The 26,526-nt window shown below is 47.6% G+C and carries 15 protein-coding genes, 1 tRNA gene, 3 pseudogenes and 1 riboswitch; of the genes and pseudogenes, 2 read left to right on the top strand and 17 right to left on the bottom strand.

Going from position 1 to position 26,526, the window contains the following annotated elements; genetic code table 11:
- Positions 1 to 4: 4 nt before the first annotated feature.
- The 6 genes from RJD28_07715 to RJD28_07690 all read right to left on the bottom strand — a co-directional run bounded on the left by RJD28_07715 (position 5) and on the right by RJD28_07690 (position 4,161).
- Positions 5 to 232, bottom strand: coding sequence for an HPr family phosphocarrier protein (locus RJD28_07715; protein ID WNV59346.1), 228 nt, complete (start codon positions 230 to 232; stop codon positions 5 to 7).
- 290 nt (positions 233 to 522) lie between these two features.
- Entirely contained in the window at positions 523 to 1,107 is a 585-nt protein-coding gene (locus RJD28_07710; GenBank protein ID WNV59345.1) for a 50S ribosomal protein L25, read from the bottom strand.
- A 125-nt stretch (positions 1,108 to 1,232) separates the two neighbouring features.
- A complete protein-coding gene (locus RJD28_07705) occupies positions 1,233 to 2,105 on the bottom strand; it encodes a response regulator (protein WNV59344.1) in 873 nt (290 codons plus the stop codon).
- The gene (locus RJD28_07700; protein WNV59343.1) at positions 2,086 to 2,925 is read right to left on the bottom strand and encodes a histidine kinase dimerization/phospho-acceptor domain-containing protein; all 840 of its coding nucleotides are present in this window, start codon (positions 2,923 to 2,925) and stop codon (positions 2,086 to 2,088) included. The genes RJD28_07705 and RJD28_07700 overlap by 20 nt, the downstream gene beginning before the upstream one ends.
- 11 nt (positions 2,926 to 2,936) lie before the next feature.
- Positions 2,937 to 3,995, bottom strand: a complete 1,059-nt coding sequence (locus tag RJD28_07695; GenBank protein ID WNV59342.1) for a cache domain-containing protein — start codon at positions 3,993 to 3,995, stop codon at positions 2,937 to 2,939.
- Positions 3,970 to 4,161, bottom strand: a complete 192-nt coding sequence (locus RJD28_07690) for a hypothetical protein (GenBank protein WNV59341.1) — start codon at positions 4,159 to 4,161, stop codon at positions 3,970 to 3,972. The genes RJD28_07695 and RJD28_07690 overlap by 26 nt, the downstream gene beginning before the upstream one ends.
- 441 nt (positions 4,162 to 4,602) lie before the next feature.
- Between RJD28_07690 and RJD28_07685 the strand changes: the two genes are divergently transcribed.
- Complete coding sequence (locus RJD28_07685; GenBank protein WNV59340.1) at positions 4,603 to 5,001, top strand: type II toxin-antitoxin system HicB family antitoxin; 399 nt, start codon at positions 4,603 to 4,605, stop codon at positions 4,999 to 5,001.
- Between the two features lie 60 nt (positions 5,002 to 5,061).
- On the opposite strand, the gene RJD28_07680 is transcribed toward RJD28_07685, so the two are convergent.
- The 3 genes from RJD28_07680 to RJD28_07670 all read right to left on the bottom strand — a co-directional run bounded on the left by RJD28_07680 (position 5,062) and on the right by RJD28_07670 (position 6,832).
- A tRNA-Leu gene (locus RJD28_07680) sits at positions 5,062 to 5,143 on the bottom strand.
- A gap of 48 nt (positions 5,144 to 5,191) precedes the next feature.
- A complete protein-coding gene (locus tag RJD28_07675; protein WNV59339.1) occupies positions 5,192 to 6,040 on the bottom strand; it encodes a hypothetical protein in 849 nt (282 codons plus the stop codon).
- A gap of 105 nt (positions 6,041 to 6,145) precedes the next feature.
- Positions 6,146 to 6,832: a LysM domain-containing protein gene (locus RJD28_07670; protein ID WNV59338.1), complete on the bottom strand. Its 687-nt coding sequence runs from the start codon at positions 6,830 to 6,832 to the stop codon at positions 6,146 to 6,148.
- Between the two features lie 234 nt (positions 6,833 to 7,066).
- Here RJD28_07670 and RJD28_07665 point away from each other — a divergent pair.
- Positions 7,067 to 11,321 (top strand): annotated as a pseudogene (locus tag RJD28_07665) (acyl-CoA dehydratase activase-related protein).
- A gap of 178 nt (positions 11,322 to 11,499) precedes the next feature.
- Here RJD28_07665 and RJD28_07660 read toward each other — a convergent pair.
- The 8 genes and pseudogenes from RJD28_07660 to rpsB all read right to left on the bottom strand — a co-directional run bounded on the left by RJD28_07660 (position 11,500) and on the right by rpsB (position 26,268).
- Positions 11,500 to 14,449, bottom strand: a pseudogene (locus RJD28_07660) (response regulator).
- Positions 14,450 to 14,454: 5 nt separating this feature from the next.
- Positions 14,455 to 16,305, bottom strand: a complete 1,851-nt coding sequence (locus RJD28_07655; GenBank protein WNV59337.1) for an extracellular solute-binding protein — start codon at positions 16,303 to 16,305, stop codon at positions 14,455 to 14,457.
- A 377-nt stretch (positions 16,306 to 16,682) separates the two neighbouring features.
- Positions 16,683 to 18,894: pseudogene (locus RJD28_07650) on the bottom strand (response regulator).
- Complete coding sequence (locus RJD28_07645) at positions 18,878 to 19,693, bottom strand: ABC transporter substrate-binding protein (GenBank protein WNV59336.1); 816 nt, start codon at positions 19,691 to 19,693, stop codon at positions 18,878 to 18,880. Before RJD28_07645 ends, RJD28_07650 begins: the two are co-directional and overlap by 17 nt.
- Positions 19,694 to 19,706: 13 nt before the next feature.
- Positions 19,707 to 22,010, bottom strand: coding sequence for an ATP-binding protein (locus tag RJD28_07640; GenBank protein WNV59335.1), 2,304 nt, complete (start codon positions 22,008 to 22,010; stop codon positions 19,707 to 19,709).
- 13 nt (positions 22,011 to 22,023) lie between these two features.
- Entirely contained in the window at positions 22,024 to 23,796 is a 1,773-nt protein-coding gene (locus tag RJD28_07635; GenBank protein WNV59334.1) for an ABC transporter substrate-binding protein, read from the bottom strand.
- An 89-nt stretch (positions 23,797 to 23,885) separates the two neighbouring features.
- A riboswitch (cyclic di-GMP riboswitch) is annotated at positions 23,886 to 23,961 on the bottom strand.
- 590 nt (positions 23,962 to 24,551) lie between these two features.
- On the bottom strand, positions 24,552 to 25,490 hold the full coding sequence (tsf, locus tag RJD28_07630) for a translation elongation factor Ts (protein WNV59333.1): 939 nt from the start codon (positions 25,488 to 25,490) through the stop codon (positions 24,552 to 24,554).
- Between the two features lie 40 nt (positions 25,491 to 25,530).
- A complete protein-coding gene (gene rpsB, locus RJD28_07625) occupies positions 25,531 to 26,268 on the bottom strand; it encodes a 30S ribosomal protein S2 (GenBank protein WNV59332.1) in 738 nt (245 codons plus the stop codon).
- Between the last annotated feature and the right edge of the window lie 258 nt (positions 26,269 to 26,526).

Raw genomic sequence — 26,526 nt, 5'->3', positions numbered from 1 at the left:
TGTCTCAGACAATGTACGCTTTCAGCACATCCTTCATCCGCTCGCCTTCCTGATCACTGTGAATATCCAGAACGGTCTCCTGACCCACGCCGAGCTGCAGCACACCGATCAGCGACTTGGCATCCACGGTACGGCTCCCCAACTTCAGATCCGCATCACCGGCAACATTCTCCATCTTCGTCACAAACATCGCAGCATCCTGTACAGTTGCAATTCTGATCTTCATTTCCATAGTGATCCTTCTCCTTTCGTAGATCTTATGATTCCCGGGAATCATATATAGTTTTCTTTTATTTGATTTTTTTATACTTTTGTCACGCTTTCCTGTTGTCTTCATTTTAACATACCTGTGCTGTAAGGACAACAGGGAAAGTACCGCGTGCGTCTCCGTTTCCCTTCGGGCAGGGTATAACAGGCGCCATCGACGACGTAATTTCCGATCATGCAAAAAAGCCCCGGACGGCTTCTTTTCTCCTTCTTCAGGCGTATCTGAAACCATCCGGGACTTCTTTATTTAAAATATTATTCTGCAGCTTCCTCTTCTGCTTCCTCCGGAACCTCACCGCCGCGAACCGGTGTTACCCGTACAACAACGGCTTCCGGATCGGAAATCAGTGTAATACCGGCTGCCGAAGCCAGCGGCAGATCCTTTACCTTCACAGCGTCGCCGATCTTCATCTCGGCCACATCAATCTTCACCTTATCTACCAAGGCTGCGGGCAGTGCCTTATAGGCAACCTCTTCCATCTCCAGCTGCAAGACGCCTTCCACGATCTTCTCATGGTTCAGCAGAATGACCTCTGCGGTGGAATGTACTTCCTCATTGCTTACCAGCGCCTGGAAGTCAATCTCGTCTACCTTGCCGGCCAGCGGATTGAACTCAACATCCTTGATCAGGACATCATACATGGTTCCTTCCACATCCAGCATGATCTGACTTCCCTTATTGTCCGTTTTCAGAAGCCGATCCACGTCCTTGCGCTCTATCTTGATCGGAATGGAGCCTTTCACTTCCCTTCCAAATATGTTACCGGTCACGTAACCTTCTCTTCTCAGTCGTTTTGCCTTCACGGCCAGATCTCTTTTTTCAGCTTTTAAAGTATTCATTTATCTTTTCCTCCAAAAATCTGATTTAGCGGATCAAGTTCTATTAGCTCTATCTGCTATACTTGTGTTATAACACTCTGTTTTGTATTTGTCAACACTGTTTCTCAGATTTTTTTCAAATAATTTTAAAAGCATTGATCCAGCTGTCTGCGCAGTTCCCGCATATCAATGGGCTTGGCCACATGGCCGTTCATGCCTGCCTCCAGCGCCGCTTTCCGGTCCTCCTCAAACGCATTGGCCGTCAGCGCCACAATCGGTACCGAAGAAAAGTATGGATCCGGAAGCTTTCGGATCTGTCTCGTCGCTGTAAATCCGTCCATCCGCGGCATCTGAATGTCCATGAGAACCAGGTCGTACCGGCCCGGTCCCTCCTGCCAGAGCTTTTCCACCGCCTCGTCGCCGTCCGCGGCTTCCTCCACCGCGAATCCTTCTCCTTCCAGCAGCTCCCTGGAAATCTCCCGGTTCAGCGCATTGTCCTCCACCAGCAGTACCCGTTTGCCCCGCATATCTCTGTGGGACTCCTCCTGGGCCTCACCGGCGAGATCCGCCTCCGTGCCAATGGCAAAAGAAAATGTACATGTAAAAACAGTGCCCTTTCCCCTGGTGCTTTCGCAGGAAATGGTTCCTCCCATCGCCTCCACCAGCCGCTTGGTGATGGCAAGACCCAGGCCGGATCCCTCGATCCCCGTAGTCACGCCGCTGCTTTCCCGCTCAAAGGCGGCAAACAGATGCTGCTGGAACTGCTCACTCATGCCGATGCCTGTATCCCGCACAACACACTGATACTGGCCATAGGCACCCTCCCGGCCCAGCTGGCGCACCTGACAGAAAATCCTGCCGCCAGCCGGCGTGTATTTGATGCCATTCCCGATGAGATTCAGTTCGATCTGTTTTAATTTCAGCAGATCGCAGAAAACGATCCGATCCTCCAGTTCACAGGAAACGGTCATTTCCAGCTGTTTTTTCTTCAGATCCGCTTCAAAAAATATATCTGGCATGATTGACAGCCGCCTCCAGATCATGGGCCTCCACATGGAGCTCCAGCTTGCCGTTCTCGATCCGCGCCAGATCCAGCACATTGTTGATCAGCTTCAGCAGATAAGAACCTGACACCTGGATCTTCTGCAGGCAGTCCTTCACCCGTGCCGGATCATCCACATGCTTCTGCGCCAGATCAGAAAATCCGATGATGGCATTCATGGGGGTCCGGATATCGTGTGACATATTAAAAAGGAAGGTACTCTTGGCCCGGTTGGCGCTCTCCGCCGCATCCTTCGCCTGCTCCAGCTCCGCAGTGCGCTGCATATCCTCGTCAATGCAGCGGGTCATGGAAATACAGCAGATATCATCGGCCTCATTTTTCATCAGAATGTTCCGTGTCTCCATCCAATGTATCCGGCCATCATCCCCGCGCTGGCGCACCTGCAGATGCAGGATACGTTCTCCTCTTGCATAAGCATCCAGCTGCGCTTCCCGGTTCATACAGTCGTAAAGGGTCTGGTAATCCTCCGGAATCTCCACCGTGTCCTTCAGGCTCTCCAGCATCTCTTCCATGGTAAAATGATCCATTCTGCCCGCATGGACAATGCCGTGGTTATAGATCGTAAACACCCGGTTTTTCGTCAGATTTTCCTCCAGAATAAACGGATACACCGTGCTGGCCGCCGACACAATCAGCTCCATACTCGTCCGGGTGCGGATCCGTTCCCTTGTCAGCGCCGTGATGTCCCGGATGCCCACAAGCATGTACGGCCCATCCGGCTCCTCCCGGCTGATGGTACACCGGCTCTGGAGTCTGCGTTTTTCTCCGTCCAGCATACCGTCATATTCTATGATAAAATCCTTCTGTTTTCCAGTATTTCCCGCAAAAAGACCAGCTGCGTCGCATGGCGGAACCGGGAGCGATCCTGCTCACATACAATATGATCCGCATAGCTTTCGATGCAGTGGTCGTATGTATAGTTGCCCTCTGCCCAGTCCTTCAGTTCCCCTCCGCGGGACAGCCGGAACTGTTCCTCCTTTCCCGTCCGCAGGTTCACCCTGATCAGACAGATATACTCATCCGCCACGCTCTGCAGCAGGCCAATCATCCGTTCCCGCTCTTCCTTATGATGCTCCAGCGCCGCTTTCTTTCTGGAAAAATAAATAAACTGCACACCGGAAGCCACCAGCACCAGTGCAAACAACAGCATGGCAAACCACTCATCCCGGTTCACCTCATCCACAAACTGTTTCGTGATTTTGGAAGAAAAAAGCTGTACCAGTGACCAGTCCGTCCCGGCAATGGGCTGAATGTTTCCGGCAGAAAGGCCATGAGAGCCAGTGAAAGAAAAGCTGACAGCTGTCTGCGCTTCCAGCGCCTCCCGGGTCGTTTTCCGCTCCTCTTCCTGAATGTAAGGCAAAAGAGACGAAAATCCTGTCGCTTTCTCATATCCTTCTGCCAGATACTGGCCCAGTGAGGCACCATCCTGATCCACGATCATCGTAAACGCCGGATAGCCGTACACATCGGTTTCCAGTATATCCGACACTGTCTCCTCCTCCAGGAAACCGATCATCACGCCGCAGATCTCCCCGTTCATCCGCACCGGCGCATAAAAACCGATGAGCTTTGTCCCGTCAAAATGGGACTGCATGATCACTGCCGCGCCGCTTTCTCCCTGCACGCCGCGGGTAAAATAATCCCGGTCTGCCACATCGGCAATCTTCCCGTCGCTGGCAAAACTCTCCCCTTCCAGATTCACAAACCTGATCCGGTCGAAACCTGAATTCTCCTCCAACGCAGCCAGGCACTCCTGCCCCAGCTGCGAGGTACGCGCCGCCTCCCCGTAAAGATAGGCAATGGACGTGATGGCCGCCTGCTTATCCGCAAAAAACATCGCTGGCATGCTGAGCAGTCCGCCCGCTCAGCCCCTGGATGTACGCCTCCATCTGCTGCATCTGCCTTGCATAATTTTCCCGCCCCGACAGCATCAGAATCGCCGACACTGCCACAAGCAGCAGGATCACATTGGCGATCAGGTGACGCGTCAGCCCTTTTTCCGTATTTTTCAATGCAGTTCCCCCTCATCCTGCAAAAAACAACTGATTTCGCAAAATTTTGCATATCTACTTTACAATTTATCACACCGGGGAAGGTTTTACAACAATTCCAACGGATATATTTCCTATTGCCATTTCAGAAGACTTCATCTATACTTTCTATTATCATTCATATAAAATTCTAAAACAAATCTTTAGACACATCATGGAACAGGTCCATCACACACAAAGTCTAAATTTCTCTGTTTTCACAGAAAAAACAACTCATTTTGTACGTGCTTATACTTATTTTTCGTTGGCACACGTATCTGCACGTATTATCATAAGGGAGGAATCATGAAAACCGGCATAAAGCCGAAATTCCATTTGGAACATTGAACAACATATTGAGGGATGCTGGAATCAAATAATTCTCATTCTTCATATTTTATTCTGATTAAAGGAGGACTCAAAATGGCCAAATATGCTTACCCTGCAATTTTTACACCGGAAGAAGACGGTTCTTATTCTATCAACTTTCCTGATCTGGAAGGCTGCTACACCTGCGGGGACAGTCTGGAAGATGGCATCGAAATGGCTGCGGATGCTCTCGCCTTAGTTTTATATGGATATGAAAAAGATGGACGTGAAATTCCGGCTCCGTCTGCACCTGCCGCTATCCCACTTTCAGGAAATGCTTTCGTTAATTATATTGCCTGCGATACTTTGCGCTATAGAAAAATGTACAACAACAAGGCTGTCAAAAAGACGCTGACCATTCCGGAATGGCTCAACGAAGCAGCCGCTTCCATGGGACTTAATTTTTCACAGGTTCTGCAGGAAGCTTTGCTCCAGAAAGTACAGCAAAAATAAAATTATAACACGAAATACAACACATAAAAAAGGAAGCCCATAAAATGGACTTCCTTATCATGCCGGTGGCCGGACTCGAACCGGCACGGATCGCTCCGCATGATTTTGAGTCATGTGCGTCTGCCAATTCCGCCACACCGGCAACTCGGATTGACTTAAATATGATACCAGATTCTCACATTTGTGTCAATCATTTTATATGCTCGTGTGTGAACAGATGATCCTGGCAGTACTCGTAATTGCCGTTGCATTTGGAGCAGTAACGGAATTCCAGATGGTCGCCGTCCGCCTCTGTCCGTCCGCAGATGGCGCACTTGTGCCGCGGGCCGGATGCCGCACGGTGCACCTCCTGGCGATAGACCTTCTTGCGGTGCACTTCCTTGTAGCTGTATTTCTTCATGTTTCTTGTCATGGCAAAGAAAATGATGAAGTTCATGACGGCCATCAGTGCACACACCGCCGTCGCAAAGTAGGACGGACTGATGAGGATGCCGTTTTTCACCGAACGGAAAATATCCCAGGCGAACAGCACCCCATCCAGCATACCAAGCCACTTGGCTTTCACCGGGATGATGAAAAACAGCAGGAATTCCATATCCGGGTACTGGGCCGCAAAGGCCATGAACAGGGACAAGTTCAGGTAATAGGTCGTCATGGGGAAGGTGATGCCCGTCAGCCCCAGCGCAAAATACGCGATAAACGCCGCCAGAATGTGGCCGATGACGCCCACAAAGAAATACACGTTGAACCGGAACGCGCCCCACTGGTATTCCAGCTGTCTCCCGATCATATAATACAGATACAGGGAAAATACGATGAACAGGAAATCACTGCTGGGCGGATACATGAGGAAGGTCACCAGCCGCCAGATCTGCCCGTGCAGGATCGCCCGCACATCCAGGCTCAGGTACGACCAGTACATCGCCGGTGCAAAGTTCATGATGAGGAAACCGCAGCCGTACAGCACAATGATGTAAAACATCAGATTGTGAATGGCGTATTTCCCGAATTTCCGTTCCATTTTATTTAAAAAATTCATGGATATCTTCTCCTTCGTCCTTCAAAAGTTCTATGACCCATTATAAATACAGGTGAAACGTTTGTCAACGAAAGCCCCACAGATTAGCCTTTTATCATACTTTTTTCACATTTTTTTCAGAAGTTCCAGGCAGGAGGCGAAAGCCGCATAGGAGAGATCCCATTCCTCCAGCAGGGCGTCCACGGTCATGGCCCGGATCCGCTCCTCCTCGCAGGGGCAGGAAGCGGTTTCCACGGAGGCACTGTCTGCTCCCGTTTCCGGCATTTTTCTGTCTGTTCCCGCAGGCGGCAGCTCTGACAGCTCCATTTCCGATTCTGCAGGAACATCTTCCCTGTCCCACGAGCTGCCATCCCCAACCGGAGTGGACATTTTCTGGTTTTCCGGCACCACAGTTGTGCGCTCCTGCTCTCTTCGCATAGGGTCATCCGTGGTTCTCTGCCGCATCCCGTTATCATACGCATGCATGGCATCCTCCATTTCCCCACTGTCCATCTGTTCTCCACTGTCCACGCTTCTGCCATTGTCCTCTTCCGCACTTCGGGGCTGGATCACGCCGGGGCGGGTGTAGGGCGGCTGGGGATAGGGTGTCACCGGGATGACCACCGGACGGATCCGGGGAATGCAGATCTCATCCCCCACCTGCAGATTGTAAATATTGACAAAAGGGTTGGCAAGAATGAGGGCTGACACCTTCACATGGTATTGTTTGCTCAGTTTATAAAGGGTATCCCCCTTCTGGATCACATGGGTGAACCCATAACAGCGGTCAAAATTTGTGTTTCGATCTTCCATAACAGCGCATCCTCTGGTTTGCATTGTTACCTTATTCTATTCGCCGGGCAGTCTCCTGGTTCCTCTCCTGCCATATTTTGTTTATTTTTTAAACAAAGATTTTATTTGTCATTTATCGGTATCTGTCGTATAATGGAGAATCATGCGTGACCTTTAGCGGTTATCCATTTAATATAGAAGCAATTTTTCATATGAAACAGATATTTTTTCAGAAAGGTAAGGTAAAGATTACATATGGAACAGTCTAAGATGAACAGTCTCGGAATAGATATCGGTTCCACCACAGTAAAGATTTCTATTCTTGACCCTGATCAGAAGATTCTTTTTTCCGCATACAAACGACACTACGCCAACATCCAGGAGACGCTGAGCTCCCTGCTTTCCGACGCGCACGCGGAGCTGGGCGACCTGCAGGTTTCCCCCATGATCACCGGTTCCGGCGGCCTGACGCTGGCCAAACATCTGGGCGTTCCCTTCGTCCAGGAGGTGATCGCCGTATCCACCGCGCTGACCTACTATGCCCCGAAGACGGACGTGGCCATCGAGCTGGGCGGCGAGGACGCCAAGATCATTTATTTTGAGGGCGGCAACGTGGAACAGCGGATGAACGGCATCTGCGCAGGCGGTACCGGCTCCTTCATCGACCAGATGGCCGCACTGCTGCAGACAGACGCTGTGGGACTGAACGAATATGCCAGAGATTACAAGGCCATTTATCCCATCGCAGCCCGCTGCGGCGTTTTCGCCAAGACAGATATCCAGCCGCTGATCAACGAGGGCGCAACAAAGGAAGACCTGTCCGCCTCCATTTTCCAGGCAGTGGTGAACCAGACCATCAGCGGCCTGGCCTGCGGCAAACCGATCCGCGGCCATATCGCTTTCCTGGGCGGCCCCTTACATTTCCTGCCGGAGCTTCGCAACGCATTCATCCGCACGCTGAAGCTGGACGAGGAGCACACCATCATCCCGAACCATTCTCACCTGTTTGCGGCTATCGGTTCGGCCATGAACCACAAGGAGGAGGTGTCCCTGACCCTCTCTGACATGGTGAAAAAGCTTTCCGGCAAGATCAAGATGGAGTTCGAGGTGGAACGTCTGGATCCGCTGTTCACCGATGAGGCGGATTTTGACCGTTTCCTGGAGCGCCAGAACCAGTATAAAGTAAAGAAGGGCGATCTTTCCACCTACAAGGGCAACTGCTATCTGGGCATTGACGCCGGTTCCACCACCACCAAGACGGCGCTGGTGGGCGAGGACGGCTCCCTTCTGTACTCCTTTTATCACAGCAACAACGGAAGTCCGCTGGCTACCACCATCGAGTCCATCAGGGAGATCCACCGGCTGCTTCCCGAAGACGCCCATATCGTCTACTCCTGCTCCACCGGTTACGGGGAAGCGCTGATCAAAGCTGCCCTGATGCTGGATGAGGGTGAGGTGGAGACTGTCGCCCACTACTATGCTGCCGCGTTCTTTGACAAAAACGTAGACTGCATTCTGGACATCGGCGGCCAGGACATGAAATGCATCAAGATCAAAAATCATACGGTTGACAGCGTACAGCTCAACGAGGCCTGTTCCTCGGGCTGCGGCTCCTTCATCGAGACCTTTGCCCAGTCGTTGAACTACTCGGTGCAGGATTTCGCCAGGGAGGCACTGTTTGCCAAGCACCCCATCGATCTGGGTACCCGCTGCACCGTTTTCATGAACTCCAAGGTAAAACAGGCGCAGAAGGAGGGCGCTTCCGTGGCGGACATCTCCGCAGGGCTGGCTTACTCCGTCATCAAAAACGCCCTGTTCAAGGTCATCAAGGTGTCTTCCGCCGCAGAGCTGGGCAAAAATATTGTCGTCCAGGGCGGTACCTTCTATAATAATGCCGTTCTCCGCAGCTTTGAGAAGATCGCCGACTGCGAGGCCATCCGCCCGGATATCGCCGGTATCATGGGCGCCTTCGGCGCTGCCCTCATCGCCCGGGAGCGCTACGAGGCGGGCACGGTCAGCTCCATGCTTTCCATTGAGGAGATCGAGAATCTGACCTTCTCCACCTCCATGGCCCGCTGCCACGGCTGTACGAACAACTGTCTCATGACCATCAACAAATTCAGCAACGGCCGGCGGTTCATCACCGGCAACCGCTGTGAAAAAGGTGTGGGTAAGGAAAAGACCGGCAAGGATGTACCGAACCTGTTTACATACAAGAACGAGCGGCTGTTTTCCTATGATCCTCTTCCGGAGGAGGAAGCGCCCCGTGGCACGGTGGGTATCCCCCGGGTACTGAACATGTACGAGAACTACCCGTTCTGGTATACGTTCTTTACCAAACTGGGCTTCCGCGTGATCCTTTCCCCGGAATCCAACCGGAAGATCTACGAGATGGGCATCGAGTCCATCCCCAGTGAATCCGAGTGCTACCCGGCCAAGCTGGCCCACGGACATGTGGAATGGCTGCTGAAACAGGGGCTGAAATTCATCTTCTACCCGTGCATCCCCTACGAGCGCATCGAGTATGCGGATGCCAACAACCACTACAACTGCCCCATTGTCACCTCCTACGCGGAGAACATCAAAAATAATATTGAAGAGCTGCGCAATCCGGACATTGATTTCCGCAATCCTTTCCTCTCCTTCCAGAGCGAAGAGGTTCTCATCCCCCGGCTGTATGAGGAGCTGGGCAACGATTTCCACATTTCCAAGGGCGAAATCACCGAGGCCGTACACGCTGCCTGGGCAGAAATGCAGCAGCTTCACAAAGATATGCAGAAAAAGGGAGAGGAAGTACTACGCTGGATGGAAGAACACAAGCGCCGTGGCATCGTTCTGGCAGGCCGTCCCTATCATCTGGATCCCGAGATCAACCACGGTATCCCGGAGCTCATCACCTCCTACGGCATTGCCGTGCTGACCGAAGAATCTGTGGCCCACCTGAATCCGGTGGAGCGGCCGCTGATCGTCATGGATCAGTGGATGTACCACTCCCGTCTGTATGCAGCAGCCAACTATGTGAAGCTGCGGGAGGATCTGGATCTCATCCAGCTGAACTCCTTCGGCTGTGGGCTGGACGCCGTGACCACCGATGCAGTCAACGATATTCTGAGCAATTCCGGCAAGATCTACACCTGCCTGAAGATCGACGAGGTGAACAACCTGGGCGCCGCCCGCATCCGCATCCGTTCCCTGCTGTCCGCCGTGCGCGTGCGGGAAAAAATATCCGGAGGAGCGCACCATCCATCCGGCCAACATCGAGCGCGTGGTATTCACCGAGGAAATGCGCAAGAATTATACAATCCTGTGCCCTCAGATGTCCCCGATCCATTTCGAGCTTCTGGAACCGGCCTTAAATTCCTGCGGTTACCATCTGGTGGTACTGCCCAACGACAATAAGAACGCCGTCAATACCGGCCTGAAATATGTCAACAACGATGCCTGCTATCCATCCCTGATGGTGGTGGGCCAGATCATGGATGCCCTGCTGTCCGGAGAATATGACCTGCGTAAAACAGCTGTCATTATTTCCCAGACAGGCGGTGGCTGCCGGGCTTCCAACTACATCGGCTTCATCCGCCGGGCACTGAAAAAAGCCGGTTATGAGCAGATTCCGGTGATTTCCATCAACCTAAGCGGTCTGGAATCCAACCCGGGCTTCAAGCTGACCCTCCCCCTGGCAATGAAAGCCGTGTACGCGATTGTGTTCGGTGACATTTTCATGCGCTGCCTGTACCGGATGCGCCCTTATGAAAAAGAGCCCGGAAGCGCCAACGCCATGCATGAGAAATGGGTAGCTGCCTGCATCAGATTCCTGACAGCACCCAAGGTTTCCTACAGCAGGTTCAAGAAGCTCTGCCGGGAGATCATCGAAGACTTTGACAGCCTGCCCATCACCGATGAGCAGAAGCCCCGGGTGGGCATTGTCGGCGAGATCCTCGTCAAATTCCTGCCCGCTGCCAACAACTATCTGGTGGATCTTCTGGAAAGTGAGGGCGCTGAGGCTGTCGTTCCCGACCTGCTGGACTTCTTTTTCTACTGCTTCTACAACGCCAACTTCAAGGCTGAGAAGCTGGGCATGAGCAAGAAGACCGCCCGGCTGTGCAACTTAGGTATCTGGTTCCTGGAAAAGGTGCGGAACACGGCCCGGAAAGAATTTGAGAAGAGCCGTCACTTCACACCGCCGGCACGGATCGAGGACACCGCTGCCATGGCAAAAGACATCGTTTCCCTGGGTAACCAGACCGGTGAGGGATGGTTCCTGACAGGAGAAATGCTGGAGCTGATCCACAGCGGCACACCGAACATCGTGTGTACCCAGCCCTTCGGCTGTCTGCCCAACCATGTGGTAGGAAAAGGCGTCATCAAAGAGCTGCGGCACCAGTACCCGCTGGCAAATATCGTGGCCATCGACTATGACCCCGGTGCCAGCGAAGTCAACCAGCTGAACCGGATCAAGCTCATGCTGTCCACCGCCAATAAGAATCTGAAAAAGCAGGCGGCGGAGTAAGTTTTCCAATACGTAAAACATACGCATCCTGTGATACTATAAAAAAGACCTGTACCGGAAACACTTCTTCATCATCTTTTCAGAAGTTTCCGGGAACAGGTCTTTTAAATAATGCCGCCTTCCGTTCCTCATCCAACTCTACCATCGGCTTTGCTATTTTTCCTGAAGTTACAAACACTTAATCCAGATTCTTCTGTAATACGGCAAGCAGTTCCTCAACAACGACAGGCTTGGATAAGAACCCATCCATACCACATTCCAGGGCTTTCTTTCTGTCCTCATCAAAGGCATTGGCAGTCATGGCAAGAATGGTAATTCCCGCCCGGGCCGGATCATCCAGCGCACGGATCTGTCTGGTAGCCTCATATCCATTCATTACCGGCATCTGTATATCCATCAGCACCAGATCATAATTACCTGGCGCTGAATTCTTAACTTTCTCCACTGCTTCTGCACCATTTTCTGCGGTATCAACCAGGAAGCCATATTCATTAAGGATCTCCACCGCAATTTCGCTGTTCAGTTCATTGTCTTCTACAAGCAGTATACATCTGCCCCTGAAATCCGAATCTGCTGCCGGAAGGATTGTATCCTCTGCCTCTGCCTGCTTCTGGCCGATAGCAGTCATCAGGGTATCTCTGATATCTGACATGAACATTGGTTTTGCGCAGAAAGCAGTTACCCCGGCCGCTCTTGCTTCCACTTCGATATCTGACCAGTCATATGCAGTCAGGATAATGATCGGTGTATCATCCCCAAGACTGCGGATCTGGCGGGTAACTTCAATGCCATTCATGTCCGGCAGACACCAGTCGATGATATAAGCGTGGAACGCATCTCCCAGTTCCATAGACTGTCGTGCGCGGAGAACAGCTTCCCTGCCGGAAAGTGTCCATTCCGAACGCATTCCAACCCTCACGAGCATTTTTGTCACGCTGTCACAGGTATTGAAGTCATCATCCACAACCAGCGCCTTAAGGCCTTCCAGCTCTGCGATCTTCTCTATCCGTTGGTGCTCAGTCTGGATCCGGAATGGCAGACGGACAATAAATTCGGTACCTTTGCCCTGTTCTGTCTGAACCTCAATGCTTCCGCCCATCATATCCACAATGTTCTTGGTAATGGCCATGCCAAGCCCTGTACCCTGGGTCCTGCTGACGGTGGAAGTCCGCTCCCTCTCAAATGGAGAAAAAAATCTTCTGTACGAATTCCCGGCTCATGCCGATTCCATTATCCTTTACCCGGATCTCGTACAGCTCACTGCCCTTCTGTGTTCCGGGACACTGTCTGATCCGGACAGAAACGGTTCCTCCTGCAGGTGTAAACTTAACTGCATTTGACAAAAGATTCAGCAGCACCTGGTTTAGCCGCGTCTTATCACAATAGACATCCTCATTCGTCACATCCATGGCATCCATATAAAGCTCCAGCTGCTTCGCATGGATCTGCCCACTGATGATTGTCTTCAGATCATGAAGCACATCCGACAGACTGACCTCCGTTTCTTCCAGATGGATCTTTCCACTCTCAATCCGGCTCATATCCAGTATATCGTTGAGCAGTGAAAGCAGATGATTGCCGGATGAAAGAATCTTACCCAGATAATCCCGAACCTTTTTCTTGTCATCAATATTACTTACAGCCAGTGTGGTAAAACCGATGATCGCATTCATTGGCGTCCGGATATCGTGAGACATATTGGAAAGAAAAGTACTCTTTGCCCTGTTTGCTGTCTCCGCCGCACGTACTGCCTCGGAAAGTGCCTGGTTCATTTTCCAGTCAGAGGTACGGTCTGACATAACCAGGATATATTTCTTTTTCCCGTTTACCTCACTGCCCATTGCAATATTATGGAACCAGCGTCTTTCTCCTGTCTTCAGATGAACATATTCAAAATCCCATTCCCTCTGTTCATGAACCCGGATTTCCTCCAGATAATTTTTTTCTGGATCTTCCTGTTCTGCCAGATGCAGTTTTCCCAGGACACAAATATCTTTACGAATCTGTTCTACCGTAATGCCCAGCAGCCTTTCCGCATTCGGACTGACGTACTCTGCCTGATATGTTTTTGCGTCCAGCATCAGGAAAACGTCATCCACTTTCATTGAAAGCTTTTGAAACAGCTCATCCCGATACAGAATCTCCGTATCCTTCCTCCTGAGGTCCGTTCTGCCTTTTTGAATAATAAAACTGATAAAAAAAGCCGCAATACAGAGCACGACCGCTCCCACGAGAAGCATTGTATGAAACTGCAAACTGTTCATACTGGCATTGACAATATCCGCCTGGACAAGTCCCAAAAACATCCAGTCCTGGATATCCGATTTTTCATAGACCAGATAGTAGTTCCTTCCATCCAGATTTAGCAGCATCGCATCGGTACGTCCCGCTTTAAACTTCTCTGAAAGTTCATCGATCTCTTTTTCAGACATATCCGAATGTTCTCTCAGAACACCGAGGAAATTATACACATTTCCCCATGCCTCAGAAGAATGATCAACCACAACACGGCCATCCGGACGAACAACAAAACTCCGGGCATTTCCATCGAAAGCAGAAATATCCAGTACATCTACGATATCAGAATTTTCATAGGCAATGGCAATGGCATCATATTCAAATCCCTGATAAGTTCCGTGAGCCTTAGGAGTGGCAAAAACAAGCAGCTGAGATTTTCCGGGAACTGCCGCATTCGCAATCACATCATTTCCCTGCCGGATCTCCTCTTCAATATTTTCCTGTAATCCAAGGTACCCGGTTTCCCCTGTTGCCATCTTATAGTTTCCGCCGTCCGACAGAAAAAAGAATTCCAAAAATCCGGCATTTTCCTGCGCTTTCTTTATATAATCACGAATTTCATCTTCGCCGGAAATATTCTGCAGGTTCTCACTCCACATATGAAGATAGGTCAGATTCTTATCTGTCAGTTCCCGCAGCATGTTATCAGACTGATGAAACACTTCCGTCAGATGAGAAACACTTTCGTCATAAACAGTTTTCGACACATATCTAAAATATCGGAAAACCATCAAAACAATTCCAAGAGAAACAGCAATAAAGACAGCTATCTTTAACCGTTTTCTTATGACATGTTTCTCTCTTTTTGTATTATGATTCTTACTGTCCATTTTTCTCACCTCAAAGTCATGTAATCTTCAGGCTCTGCAAGAATAGCATCACCATCTGAAATATATCCTGTCCAGGTGTCTCTCACAGTGGTATCTCCTCCAGCAAACACAATATTCTCATCTGCCGGATAAGCTTCCATGTGTTTTGGTATTGCAAGACAGGTTACCGTGAAAGTATCATTGTCCTGAACTTTTTTTCCGTCTTTTGTAACTTTGCTCAATGTGTAGCCATCATCTGTTTCTTTGACTTCCACAGAAATACCACTGACCACTGGCAGAGAGCCACGGTTAAACGGAATAAAGCCTCCCTCATAGCCTTCTACAAAGTTTCTGACTGTCTCTTTCAGTTCGGCACCGCTCATCTTGCTGCTGTAAGCCGAAAGACCATTTGGCATGATCATATCACCTGCCATTTTTTCTGTGTAACCGGCTTTCAGCACATTTCCCGTAAAACTGTTTCCGGTTGCGATCAGCACATCCGCCCCATACATGCCGCGCAGAGTGTTTGCCATAACCGAATATGCCGCGTTCCCGCCACTGCTGTGAAAGCGGTTGGAATAAGACTTCTGTGAATCCAGCACGATATCCTCAGAAGCAGCTTCTTCCTCAAGAAGCTGAGAAGCAAATGACTGGTAAGCCTGCCCTGCATCGTATTCGCCTGAGATCATCTTCGAAACCACGTCCTTTGACACAGAGAAAAAGTCATTTGATGCAATGCGGATATACATGTGATTTTCCTCGATCACGGATTTTACATCTTTCATATATTCCGTAAGATGGATATCCACATCCTGACTATAGCTTAACAGATCCTGCCCCTCACTAACGACCCGGTTCTGTGCATTCTCTGAAAGCATTGTGTTCAGTACCTGCATTGCTTTCTTTCTACGTGTCTCATCCTTTGTCAGGTCACGGTTTAAAGCCACCTGGAAATATGGCGTAGTCATAATCCACTTTTCACCGTTCTCCTGAAAGAATGGAAGAAAGGTTGTGTTGATGCCCTGATCCTGAAACATTTTTACACCGGCAGAACTGCCAAAGTACATGGCAAGCCTGCCACTTTGATACATCTCAACGATATCATCATAATTCAGATTCAGATCCTCCTGACTCAGGCCGGTATCTCGGATGAACTGCTCCATACGTTCAAACGCCTGCGGCCAGACTGTGCTGTCCAGACCTTCTCTCTTTGTATTATCCGGGTCACTGTAGGTGGTACGCCACTTGCGTCCGTCCACAGAAGACAGGTCTGATACTGACAGACCCTGCAATGTCTCCATGCAGGTATAATCATAATAATAGTCTGCAGTAAAGCCACGGATTCCCACCTGGTCAAATGCCTGGCAGGCAGAGACAAAGCTTTCATAATCTGTTGGCAACGGGATATCATACTTTTCAAAAAGATCTTTGTTGACTACAAAACCATGGGCATCCGCACACACGGGAAGCCAGTTTACGCTTCCATCCTCATTCATAAAATTGTTGAGGTATGTATCATAGACAGCACCGGCAACATTGGTTGTGGAAAGATCCATCAGACTGTCTTTCAGGGGACTTGCGTCATGCAGGGAAAACCGACAGCAGGTTATAATATCCGGCAAACCACCGTTTTCATTCAGAAACTTATAGAAATCCAGATCATTATTCCCGACTACAAATTCAACATTGATATCCGGGAGCTGTTCCTGAATGTATGGTGCATATTTTTCATACAGGTTTGTGCTCCATAAATACACCGTGATCGTTTCTGCAGCTTCTTTTTCTGCACTCTTCCCGCCGCAGCCTGACAGAAGTGATATCGCTGTCACCATCACGAAAGATACAGACAAAACCTTTTTCCATTTTTTCTTTTCCATTACAAATCCCCCTCTGAGCTTCCTTTGCATTCTTCTATTTTACAGCGTCAAAATATCCAACGATTCCAATGTATCCATCCTTCTTTAAAGGCGGCCACAACGTATGCAATTTCAACTTGTACATCTGACTGTCATTTTCCACCTTTGCTTTTATCTGTACAGAGATTTCTTTATTTTGTACAGATGTCTGATGTAACAAAACCCGAATATATTGAACGTCTTCTTCATTTACTCCGAATTCTTTGAACAGATCAAATTTCGGATTATACCTCTGACATAATATCTGCTGTTTTCCGTTCAGGATCATTAATTGACCTGAAATTGCATTGTAATCAATCGAATGCATGCCGCTCTTTGATTTAAAGAAATATCTACAATCAGGATTTTTTGTTTTTTATCCATATTATTTTATTCCCTTTATCCGTGTGGTTTTTATAATTATGAATTACTTTTATCAGTAATTCCACATCAACAGGCTTCGCAATATGTTCATCCATTCCTGCTTCTTTTGCTCTTATTCTGTCCTCCGTGAACGCATTTGCTGTCATTGCAATGATCGGTATTGCCTTTGCATCCTCTCTGTCCAGAGACCTGATCATCTTTGTGGCTTCATAACCATTCATGACCGGCATCATAATGTCCATGAGAATGACATCAAATTCACCAGGTTCACTATTTCTGAATAGTTCAACAGCTTCCTGACCATTCCATGCTTTTGTCACATCGGCGCCTTCATTCTGAAGCATAAATTCAGCGATTTCCATGTTCAGCTCATTATCTTCTGCCAGAAGAATGTGCAGCCCGCGGATGGAAGCTTCTGTTTTTTCTCCAGTTTCAACTCTGCCATCCCTTTCTGTATCAATGCGGAACGGAACCCGGATCACAAATGTAGTTCCCGTACCTTGTTCACTTTCAAAGGTAATGCTTCCGCCCATTTTCTCGACCAGATTCTTTGCAATCGACATTCCCAGGCCTGTTCCTGCAAATTTTGTGCGGCTTCCTGTGTGTTCCTGTGCAAATGGTTCAAACACATATTTCTGGAACTCCTCAGTCATTCCGATTCCTGTATCCCGGCAGACAAATTCCATTATCGTCATTTCCGGCTGTTCGGATGGAATTTCCATGCAGCTGATATAGATCTGTCCGTTTTCTCTGTTATATTTTATCGCATTCGACAGGATATTCATCATCACCCGTTTCACATACTCCGGACTTCCAATAAAATCCCGGTGTGTGATTTCTTTTTTTCTCCCACAAGATCCGGATATTCTGTTCTGCAGCCATCTGCTCGATCACAACAAATACTTCCCTGAAAATACTGCTCAGATTAAATGGAACCTCTTCCAGAACGATTTCACCTGCCTCAAGCTTACTCATGTCCAGGACATCATTTACCAGTTCCAGCAACAGATTGGAGGCCGCTTTCACCTTTTCCCTGTATTCCGTCTGCTTCTCCATATCGTCTGCGTAATAGTCTGCCATATTGACCAAACCGCAGATCCCATTGATCGGAGTCCGGATATCATGGCTCATCCGCTGGAGAAACTCGGTTTTTGCCTCATTGGCAGCTTCTGCCTTTTTTGCTGCTATCAGAAGTTCTGCTTTATATTTTTCATCTTTTTCCTGTTCCTGTTTCTGATGTGCCTGATCGGTTCTGTATGACCAGAACCAGAATATACTGAATATCAGGAGATAAAGAAAAATAACACCTGCTACACTTAATGGAAGATTATGAAAGACTTCCGTATCCGGGAGATACGCATAAATATAATAATCCCGCTGCTTCAGCATGATTCCGTAACATCCGGATCCTTCATTCTTCAAATGATAAATGTGCTGACTGTCTGTATGCTTTTTCATTGCCTGAACAACTCCGTTGTCGGCTGTATTCTGCCCTAACAGACTCTCATCATTACTGGCAACAACGATCCCGTCGTCTGCTACAAGAATCGTTCCATCCTTCTGAACGCTATAACCATTTAAAAGCCCTTGTAGCGTCAGGGTATAGTTTCTGGCAAATTCGGGAGAGGTGTAATAGTAAATTGCAACCATACCCGGCACATCTTTTCTGGCACAGGCTGCAATGTCGATATGTGATCCCTCTTTCCTGTCAAATCGTTCCGAATAAGTTCTTTCTTCATATCCGGCAAAATCCATGATAATGTCTTTTTGCAAATACTCCGTAATTTCGTTTGCCAGAAATTCATCTGTGCTGTATTCACAGTCCGTCTTTCCTTCTGTATCCAGCACAATGATACCATCCACCCAGAGCGTCTGCAGGTTTTCTCTCAGGAAATCCTCGCTTAGCTGCCCGCCGTTTTCTGTTTCCATGTAAATATTTGTACTCATCTGTCTGGCACTTTCAATGGCACGGAGGAGGCTTTTGGATTCCGAAGATTCATTATAATGGGTGTAGGTGGAACACTGCACTTTCACATAGTTTACAATCTCCACCATTCTTTTCTCTGCTTCCGCCTTTTCTGCGTGGAAGAAATAAAACAGGGAGACTACAGCCACACAGATTCCGAGCAGGCCTCCGAGCAGCTGGATTCGTTTTTCTTTTTTCTTTTTCTTAATATCCAAGATCATCCACCTCCAGATACTTTTCCGGATCATCCAGATATTTTTCAATGATTTTCAGGGATGTGCCATCCAGACGCATTTCTTCCAGCGTCTGGTCCATCTGCTCACAGATTCCTCTGTCATCCTCTTTTGCAAAAGCGACACCTATTCCGGTGATCATCAGAGGCTCTTCCAGGATACGAAAGCTTGCATCATAATCCTTCATATACTGAACGATAGATTCCTCGTGTGCTGCAGCTGCATCTACATATCCTTTCCCCAGAAACGTATAGATCAGTTCCCGATGTCCAAGACTGATCAGATTTCCCAGTTTTGGGATTCTTTCATCTGTCCGGTTCAGAAAGATGCTTTCCGGTTTGGTTGTGGACTGGACAGCCAGGTTCTTTCCCTCCAGGTCAGTCAGTTTATAGATATCACTGTTCTTATTTACAGCGACCACCTGACGGCTTGCTATGTACGGCCCTGCCCAGCGGTAATCGTCAAGGCGTCCTTCCATGGAAAAGCAGCCCATGATACAGTCAATCTCTCCGCTCTCCACCAGTTCTTTTTTCTTCTCCCAGTTGATCTGGACAACCTCCACCTGATAGCCCATTCTTTTGAAGGCTTCTGTAGCCAGTTCTACATCGATGCCTGTCGGTACCCCATCCTCATTCAGATAATTGTATGGTGGATAATTGTCACTGCCGAGCGTAATGACGGGTTTTTCCGTTTCTTTTTTACTGTCATCTGTATTTTTGCACCCTGCCAGGGTGACTGCTAAGATTCCTACAAGCATAATGCCTGCGATCACTCTTTTTCCTTTCATTTTCTGTCTATCCCTAACTATCCTTTTCATATCTGATTCCCTGCCATTTGTTACTATTCAATGACCTGCGGTTCGGTACCCCCCCGCAGGATTTTATGCTTCTGATCGTCTTTTCCAGTACCCTCATCTCAACCGGTTTTGAAACATGTGCATTCATACCGGCTGCCAGAGAATGCTGAATATCCTCCGAGAATGCATTGGCGGTCATGGCAATGACCGGAATCTTCTTTGCCAGTTCATGGGAACTTCTGCGGATTGCTTTTGTTGCCTCATAACCATTCATAACAGGCATCTGCACATCCATCAGGATCATGTCATAATCCCCCGGAGCAGACTTTTCAAATGACTTCAAAAGCTCTTCACCATTTTCACAGATGGTGCACTTCGCACCCTCAATCTTTAACAGTTCCGTCAGGATCTCCGCATTCAGCTCATTATCCTCTGCACACAGGAACCTCATTCCCTGCAGGATATTACCATCCTGCTCGTCTGTTTCTTCTTGTGCCGCCAGAGCAGCTGTTCTATCCTCTGCAATTTTCAGATCTATGAGAACCTCAAAACAGCTTCCCTGTCCCGGTTCACTCTCCACATCAATGGTACCTCCCATTGCCTCAACCAGGTTCCTGGTAATCGCCATTCCAAGTCCGGTTCCCTGTATTTTGTTTGTAAGGGAACTTTCCGCACGCGTAAACGCATCAAAGATCGTATCCTTGAAAGCTGCCGACATTCCCATACCGTTATCGCTGACTAAAAAGCGGTATTTTGCGTAAACAGATGAATTTGATTCACATTCTTCCGCCAGAAGCTGAATTTCTCCACCTTCCTGTGTATATTTTATTGCATTAGACAGCAGGTTGCTGAAAATCTGCATCAAATGGACGCGATCCCCATTCACCCACTCATGCCAAATATTTTCTTTTGTAATTGTAAAAATCTGCTTCTTTTCATATATTTGAGAATAAAATATCGTGTCAAGTTCCTGTATAAGATCCACAATAGAAAAGTCAGAATATTTGAAAACAGTTTTTCCGGCTTCAATCTTACTCATGTCCAGAACATCATTAATGATCCCTAACAGATGCTTTGAGGAAGTGTCAATTTTATCCGCATACTCTATTACCTTGCTTTTATCACCGGCATCATGTCTGATCAATGATGTAATACCAATGATCGCATTCATAGGGGTACGTATATCGTGAGACATATTTGCAAGAAAACTGCTCTTGGATCTGCTCGCTTCCTGCGCTACCTGAAAAGCTTCCTCTGCCGCCTTTTTTGCCTGCCGCAGTTCTGTATTCACTGTTTCCAGCTTCGCATTATTTTCCCGCTCCACGCGGATCGCTTCCTGCTGGTTTCTACGCATAACAAAAGAAATTCCCAGCATAACGCAGACAGATGCGATAACCGTAAAGATAACGATAAATAGTGTTACAAAATTCACAAGTCTTAATGTATTCGTAGCAACATACTCTGCCGGAACCAGAAAGATAAGTGTCCATTCGGCATTGTCCATTCTTCTTAATCCGTAAAAATATTCTGTTCCATCCAACACCGCATTAGAATAACTACAGCCTTTTTCTTCCAGTTCCGCCTTTATTTTGTCAAAAGAAGAACTGTGAAGATACTTCATATTCTGTAAAACAGAAAAAACATTATGCCCCTTGATCAGTTCCACCTGATTGCTGTTGAACAGTTTAAGGCCATTATCATCCAGAACATACACACTGTTGTTCCCATTATATGCATCGCAGTTAAAATAAGGATTCAGCTGTTCCATGTCCTGGGCAATTCCAAAATAGAGGATTGAAGTTTTCTTTTCTCCATTCTGAAGATGTATTGGTTCCGGCAGACGATCCACAAATACCATCTCTGACTGATTATCCGTCATAGAATCAAAAACAAAGCTGATCTGTTCGGGATTATCTTCAAAATAATCCAGATCCCGGAAAAGTCCTCTGTTTCCAGCTTCTGTGTAATATCCGCCCTCTGAATCCACTGCCATCAACGTGATCTTATGATCTGCATATGCTGATAAGTCATATTTCTTTTTCATATATTTACAGAGTTCATCTGTAGTCTGTATATTTGCATCTTTCAGGTAATTGCACTCTTCCGTTACCCGATCCCAGTGGGAATCGATCACATCCTCCAGATTTTGAAACATCTGACGGGTAATCTCTTCCATCTGGTTTAACCGTTCTTCATAGATAATATCCCGGATATAAGTATGATACAGGAAAAAGAATGCAAGAAGCATCGCTATACCAGCCATACAGCAGCCCAATATTAAATTTCGGTAACTCTTTGCCTTCTGCATCCTTCCCCTCCGCTTATTTCCATTCAGCGTCTGCTTCACTTAAAGTCTTAAATTGCCCAAAAAACTCTTTTGCCGCATCCAGGCCTACAATACCACTGTCTGTCACTTCCACTTCCGAAGCAAGTTTTTCGCTGATTCCGGAAACAGCCACCTGATAAGGCTTCTCACCTTCCAGTTCCACCGGACTTACCAGCACATAAGGATAATTGTTTCCTGTACCGACTGCATCATATCCCTCTTTATATAGGTCTCTTATCTGTTTTCCTGTTAAACTGACCGTCTGAATTGTCCTCGACCAGCCTGTCGGAATGATCGCACTGAGATCATCCACTGTAAGTTCTTTTGCATACATCTTTGAACTTACGCAGTCATTGTTCTGATTCAACCCGTTACCACTGATCCATGTTCCCAGGGAAACAAGTGCCAGATCACTGTCAGTTGCCTGTGCAAAACATCTGCCTACCAGCTTTGCACAATTCTCCTGAGAAATAACTTCCGTTGTTGTGGTAATGACTTCCGGCTTATTGTTTACCACGCTTTCCTGATCATGCTCAAGCTGCTTTACCACATCTTCTATCGTTGCTTTATCCTGCATATACTCCAGCATTTTTGTTCCTGTAGTGACAAGTGTATTTTCCCAGCCAGAGTAAATAAGCGGCGCCGTATTTCCTGCATTGATCGCATCTACGATATCACCATAATAGGTATCGTCTGCCTTTGCATCCTTAAATGGAAGGAGACTGGCTTTTAGTGATGCCTCTGGGTAAAGGGAAGATGTTCCCTCAACAGTAGACAGCACTTCCATTACCTTTAACGCATCTTCCAGTTTCTGCGGATCATCCTCTAACTTTTTATTCAACCCATAATAACGTCCCACTGACAATATGTAGACATTCTTACTTCCATCTTCTGACAGATACGGCATCAGTCCAAATTCATCTGTTGTAGCATCTGAATCCGTGATACCATTCTGTGATCCAAGCATAAACAGCGTATTTCCCTTAATAAAATCATCTCTTGTTACTGCATCATCGATCGGATCGCTGTTGCTACCGTCAAGCATACCAAGGTCTTTCCATTTCCGGATATATTCCATGCTGTCCATCATACCCTTTGTATCACTGACATTTGCTTTCCCTGACAGATAATCCTTCTGCCACTGTCTTCCATCCAGAGAGCTTAAAAATCCGGTATCTGCAATATTGCATAAATACTGGAAACCATATCCCGGATACTGGATCTGGGACAAACATAACTGAACCCCGGATTCCTCTGCTTCTTTGGCAAGCTGTTCGAGTTCCCGGAACGACTGCGGAACTGTCCATCCATGTTTTTCTAATAATGTTTTGTTATGGGTAATACCAAAACAGTTATACGCAGATGGAAGCATATAGATCGCCCCTTCATCTGATACCTCCTTCAGACGGGATTCTACATAATTATCTGTGAAAGCATAACCCGAAAGATCAAGCATCCTGTCACTGAGATCCAACAGCTCCGGATCATAAAGGGAAAGTGTGCAGATATCCGGCAGATCATTTTCCTTCAGTATCGTATTCAGATACACCGTTGTATTTGCTCCGCTGTACGGGATTACTTCAAGCGCAATCTCCGGATATGTTTTATGCACTTCTTCTATAAAGCTGTCCACATCCATATAAGGAGCCATAAAAGTAATTGCTTCGTGTTTCTTTGATGTTTCATCTGTTTTCCCACATCCCATAAGTCCTGTTGCTGCTATACATGCCAGAAAAAGGCTTGCACTTTGTACTTTTTTGATGTTCATATTTTTTCTCTTTCCTAATAAAATCATTATGGTTACGTCTATGAAATAACACCGAAAAAAACACTGTCCGCCAGACAGTGCACCTCATTTCATGCAACTGGCTGCCATTTTACAGGCCCTGTAGCTTTGCGTCTCAGACTTTCATCTGTTTTGCCGGTTTCCTTATTATAGCTTTTAAACTTATGCAAAAATATTGATGTACTTACATTCCCGCACCCCATTGTACACAAGTAAAACATTACCGTTTTAACGCTTAAAACAGAAAGAGAACAGCCGATATATATTCGAACTGTTCGCCTACTTCTGAAGTCCACGCAGCATTGACATTACTGTTTCCTGCTCATTTGTACTCAGATCGTTCCATATCCTTAAAACTTCTTTCCGTTTTTCTGTCAGATTCTCCGAATTACCTTCCTGAAAAAACTGCGATAATGTTACGCCCAATGCTGTATATATTTTTTCAAGTATTTATTTCCACAAAAGGAAGTATACGCGCAAAAAACATAAAGATACTTTCGTTTTCGCAAAAGTCATTTTCTCTTATATCGTTTTTATAATACCATAGGTTATTACGTTTGTCACATAAAATTTTGAAGCACAAATTACATGCCCTAGCGATAATTTACGATAAGTCAAAATTTATTCCCCAACGCGCAAAAAAAACCTTGAATTATCCCATTTTCATAGGAAATTCAAGGTTTTTCGGTGATTTACATGATAAAATTACGGTTCAAATTCTTATGCGAACTGTAAGATTATGCGTTCATCTGCTTTGCAACTTCTGCTGCAAAATCCTCTTCCTTCTTCTCCAGGCCCTCACCGGTCTCGAAACGAACGAAGCCTTTGATGGTGATCTTTGCGCCGTTTGTCTTGGCAACTTCCTCAACGTACTTGCCAACGGACTGCTTGCCGTCCTCAGCCTTTACGTATACCTGGTCAAGCAGGCAGATCTCTTTGAGCTCTTTGTTGATACGGCCTGTGATCATGCCCTCGATAACCTTCTCCGGCTTCTGGGACTCCTTCGGGTCGTTCTTGATCTGTGCAAGAAGGATGCCTTTCTCATGCTCGATGTAGTCAGCGCTTACCTCTGCACGGCTTGTGTACTGCGGTTTCAGAGCTGCAACCTGCATTGCTACGTTCTTAGCCATCTCTTTGACAGCATCGTTGACAACATCTGTGACAACGTCAACGAGAACGCCGATCTTGCCGCCCATATGGGTGTAGGAAGCTACGAAACCGTCTGCCTCCTCAACCTGCTGGAAACGACGGATCTTCATGTTCTCACCGATGACAGCGATCTGTCCTGCAAGTGCCTCGTTTACAGTCTTGGTTGTATCGAATTTCCAGGGCTCAGCCAGGAAAGCGTCGATATCTGCTGCTGTGGTGTCCAGAGCCTGCTCAGCAACCTGTGCAACGTATCCCTGAAACTTCTCGTTCTTTGCAACGAAGTCTGTCTCTGCGTTTACTTCTACAGCGACTGCCTTCTTGGAATCATCGGAAACCTTCAGCATAACGATACCCTCTGCTGCGATTCTTCCTGCCTTCTTCTGTGCGGTTGCAAGGCCTTTCTCTCTTAAGAACTCTACTGCCTTGTCCATATCACCGTCTGTAGCGGTAAGAGCTTTCTTGCAGTCCATCATGCCGGCGCCGCTCATCTCTCTTAACTCTTTTACCATTGCTGCTGTAATAGCCATGTTATCTTCCTCCAATTAGCGTGTAGAATCTCGGTTATGATTACTCTTCTGTAGCCTCTGCCTCTTCTGCAGCTGCCTCTGCAACTTCCTCAGCAGCGCCCTGGTTTGCCTCGATGACAGCGTCTGCCATCTTGGAAACGATGAGTTTTACTGCACGGATGGCATCGTCGTTACCCGGGATCACGTAATCCAGCTCTTCCGGATCGCAGTTGGTATCAGCGATACCGATCAGCGGAATACCCAGTGTGTGAGCTTCCTGTACGCAGATTCTCTCCTTCTTCGGGTCAACGATGAAGATGGCATCCGGAAGCTTCTTCATGTTCTTGATACCGCCAAGGTTCTTCTCCAGCTTCTCCCACTCTTTCTTCAGAGCGATAACTTCTTTCTTCGGAAGTACGTCGAAGGTGCCGTCCTCGGACATGGTCTCGATTGCTTTCAGTCTTGCGATTCTGCTCTGGATGGTCTTGAAGTTAGTCAGCATACCGCCGAGCCATCTCTCATTTACAAAATACATGCCGCATCTCTCAGCCTCTACACGGATAGCGTCCTGTGCCTGCTTCTTGGTTCCTACGAACAGAATGCTGCCGCCGTCTGCTGCGATATCGAAGATTGCCTTGTAAGCCTCGTCCACTTTGCCAACGGACTTCTGCAGGTCGATGATGTAGATACCATTTCTCTCTGTGTAGATGTAAGGAGCCATCTTAGGGTTCCATCTTCTGGTCTGGTGTCCGAAATGCACACCGGCTTCGAGTAACTGCTTCATTGAAATAACGCTCATGTTTCTTTCCTCCATTTGGTTAAATTCTTCCGCGGATATCCACTTTCCGGATAGACCGTCGAAACGGCACCATCTCCAGAATCCACCCGCGTGTTTTCTCATAGACTAAAATAGTATAGCACAGAGGCTATACTATTTCAAGATATTTTTTCACGTTGTTTACAACATTGTCTAAACAGTTCAGCCGCGCCATTCGCAGAATCGTGCTTCCGCACTCTCCACTGCTTCGCATCTACTTTCTGCTCATTTTCTGGCGCT

Source organism: Oscillospiraceae bacterium NTUH-002-81 (assembly GCA_032620915.1).
In the GTDB taxonomy this organism is placed as follows: domain Bacteria; phylum Bacillota; class Clostridia; order Lachnospirales; family Lachnospiraceae; genus JAGTTR01.
Note: the sequence above shows the minus strand (reverse complement) of the source record. Positions and strands in the feature narration are given on the sequence as shown.

Coding starts and splice junctions, on each gene's coding strand:
- RJD28_07715 (WNV59346.1), bottom strand. CDS start 232: ATGGAAATGAAGATCAGAATTGCAACTGTACAGGATGCTGCGATGTTT.
- RJD28_07710 (WNV59345.1), bottom strand. CDS start 1,107: ATGAATACTTTAAAAGCTGAAAAAAGAGATCTGGCCGTGAAGGCAAAA.
- RJD28_07705 (WNV59344.1), bottom strand. CDS start 2,105: ATGCCAGATATATTTTTTGAAGCGGATCTGAAGAAAAAACAGCTGGAA.
- RJD28_07700 (WNV59343.1), bottom strand. CDS start 2,925: ATGCTGGACGGAGAAAAACGCAGACTCCAGAGCCGGTGTACCATCAGC.
- RJD28_07695 (WNV59342.1), bottom strand. CDS start 3,995: ATGCCAGCGATGTTTTTTGCGGATAAGCAGGCGGCCATCACGTCCATT.
- RJD28_07685 (WNV59340.1), top strand. CDS start 4,603: ATGGCCAAATATGCTTACCCTGCAATTTTTACACCGGAAGAAGACGGT.
- RJD28_07675 (WNV59339.1), bottom strand. CDS start 6,040: ATGAATTTTTTAAATAAAATGGAACGGAAATTCGGGAAATACGCCATT.
- RJD28_07670 (WNV59338.1), bottom strand. CDS start 6,832: ATGGAAGATCGAAACACAAATTTTGACCGCTGTTATGGGTTCACCCAT.
- RJD28_07655 (WNV59337.1), bottom strand. CDS start 16,305: ATGGAAAAGAAAAAATGGAAAAAGGTTTTGTCTGTATCTTTCGTGATG.
- RJD28_07645 (WNV59336.1), bottom strand. CDS start 19,693: ATGAAAGGAAAAAGAGTGATCGCAGGCATTATGCTTGTAGGAATCTTA.
- RJD28_07640 (WNV59335.1), bottom strand. CDS start 22,010: ATGCAGAAGGCAAAGAGTTACCGAAATTTAATATTGGGCTGCTGTATG.
- RJD28_07635 (WNV59334.1), bottom strand. CDS start 23,796: ATGAACATCAAAAAAGTACAAAGTGCAAGCCTTTTTCTGGCATGTATA.
- tsf (WNV59333.1), bottom strand. CDS start 25,490: ATGGCTATTACAGCAGCAATGGTAAAAGAGTTAAGAGAGATGAGCGGC.
- rpsB (WNV59332.1), bottom strand. CDS start 26,268: ATGAGCGTTATTTCAATGAAGCAGTTACTCGAAGCCGGTGTGCATTTC.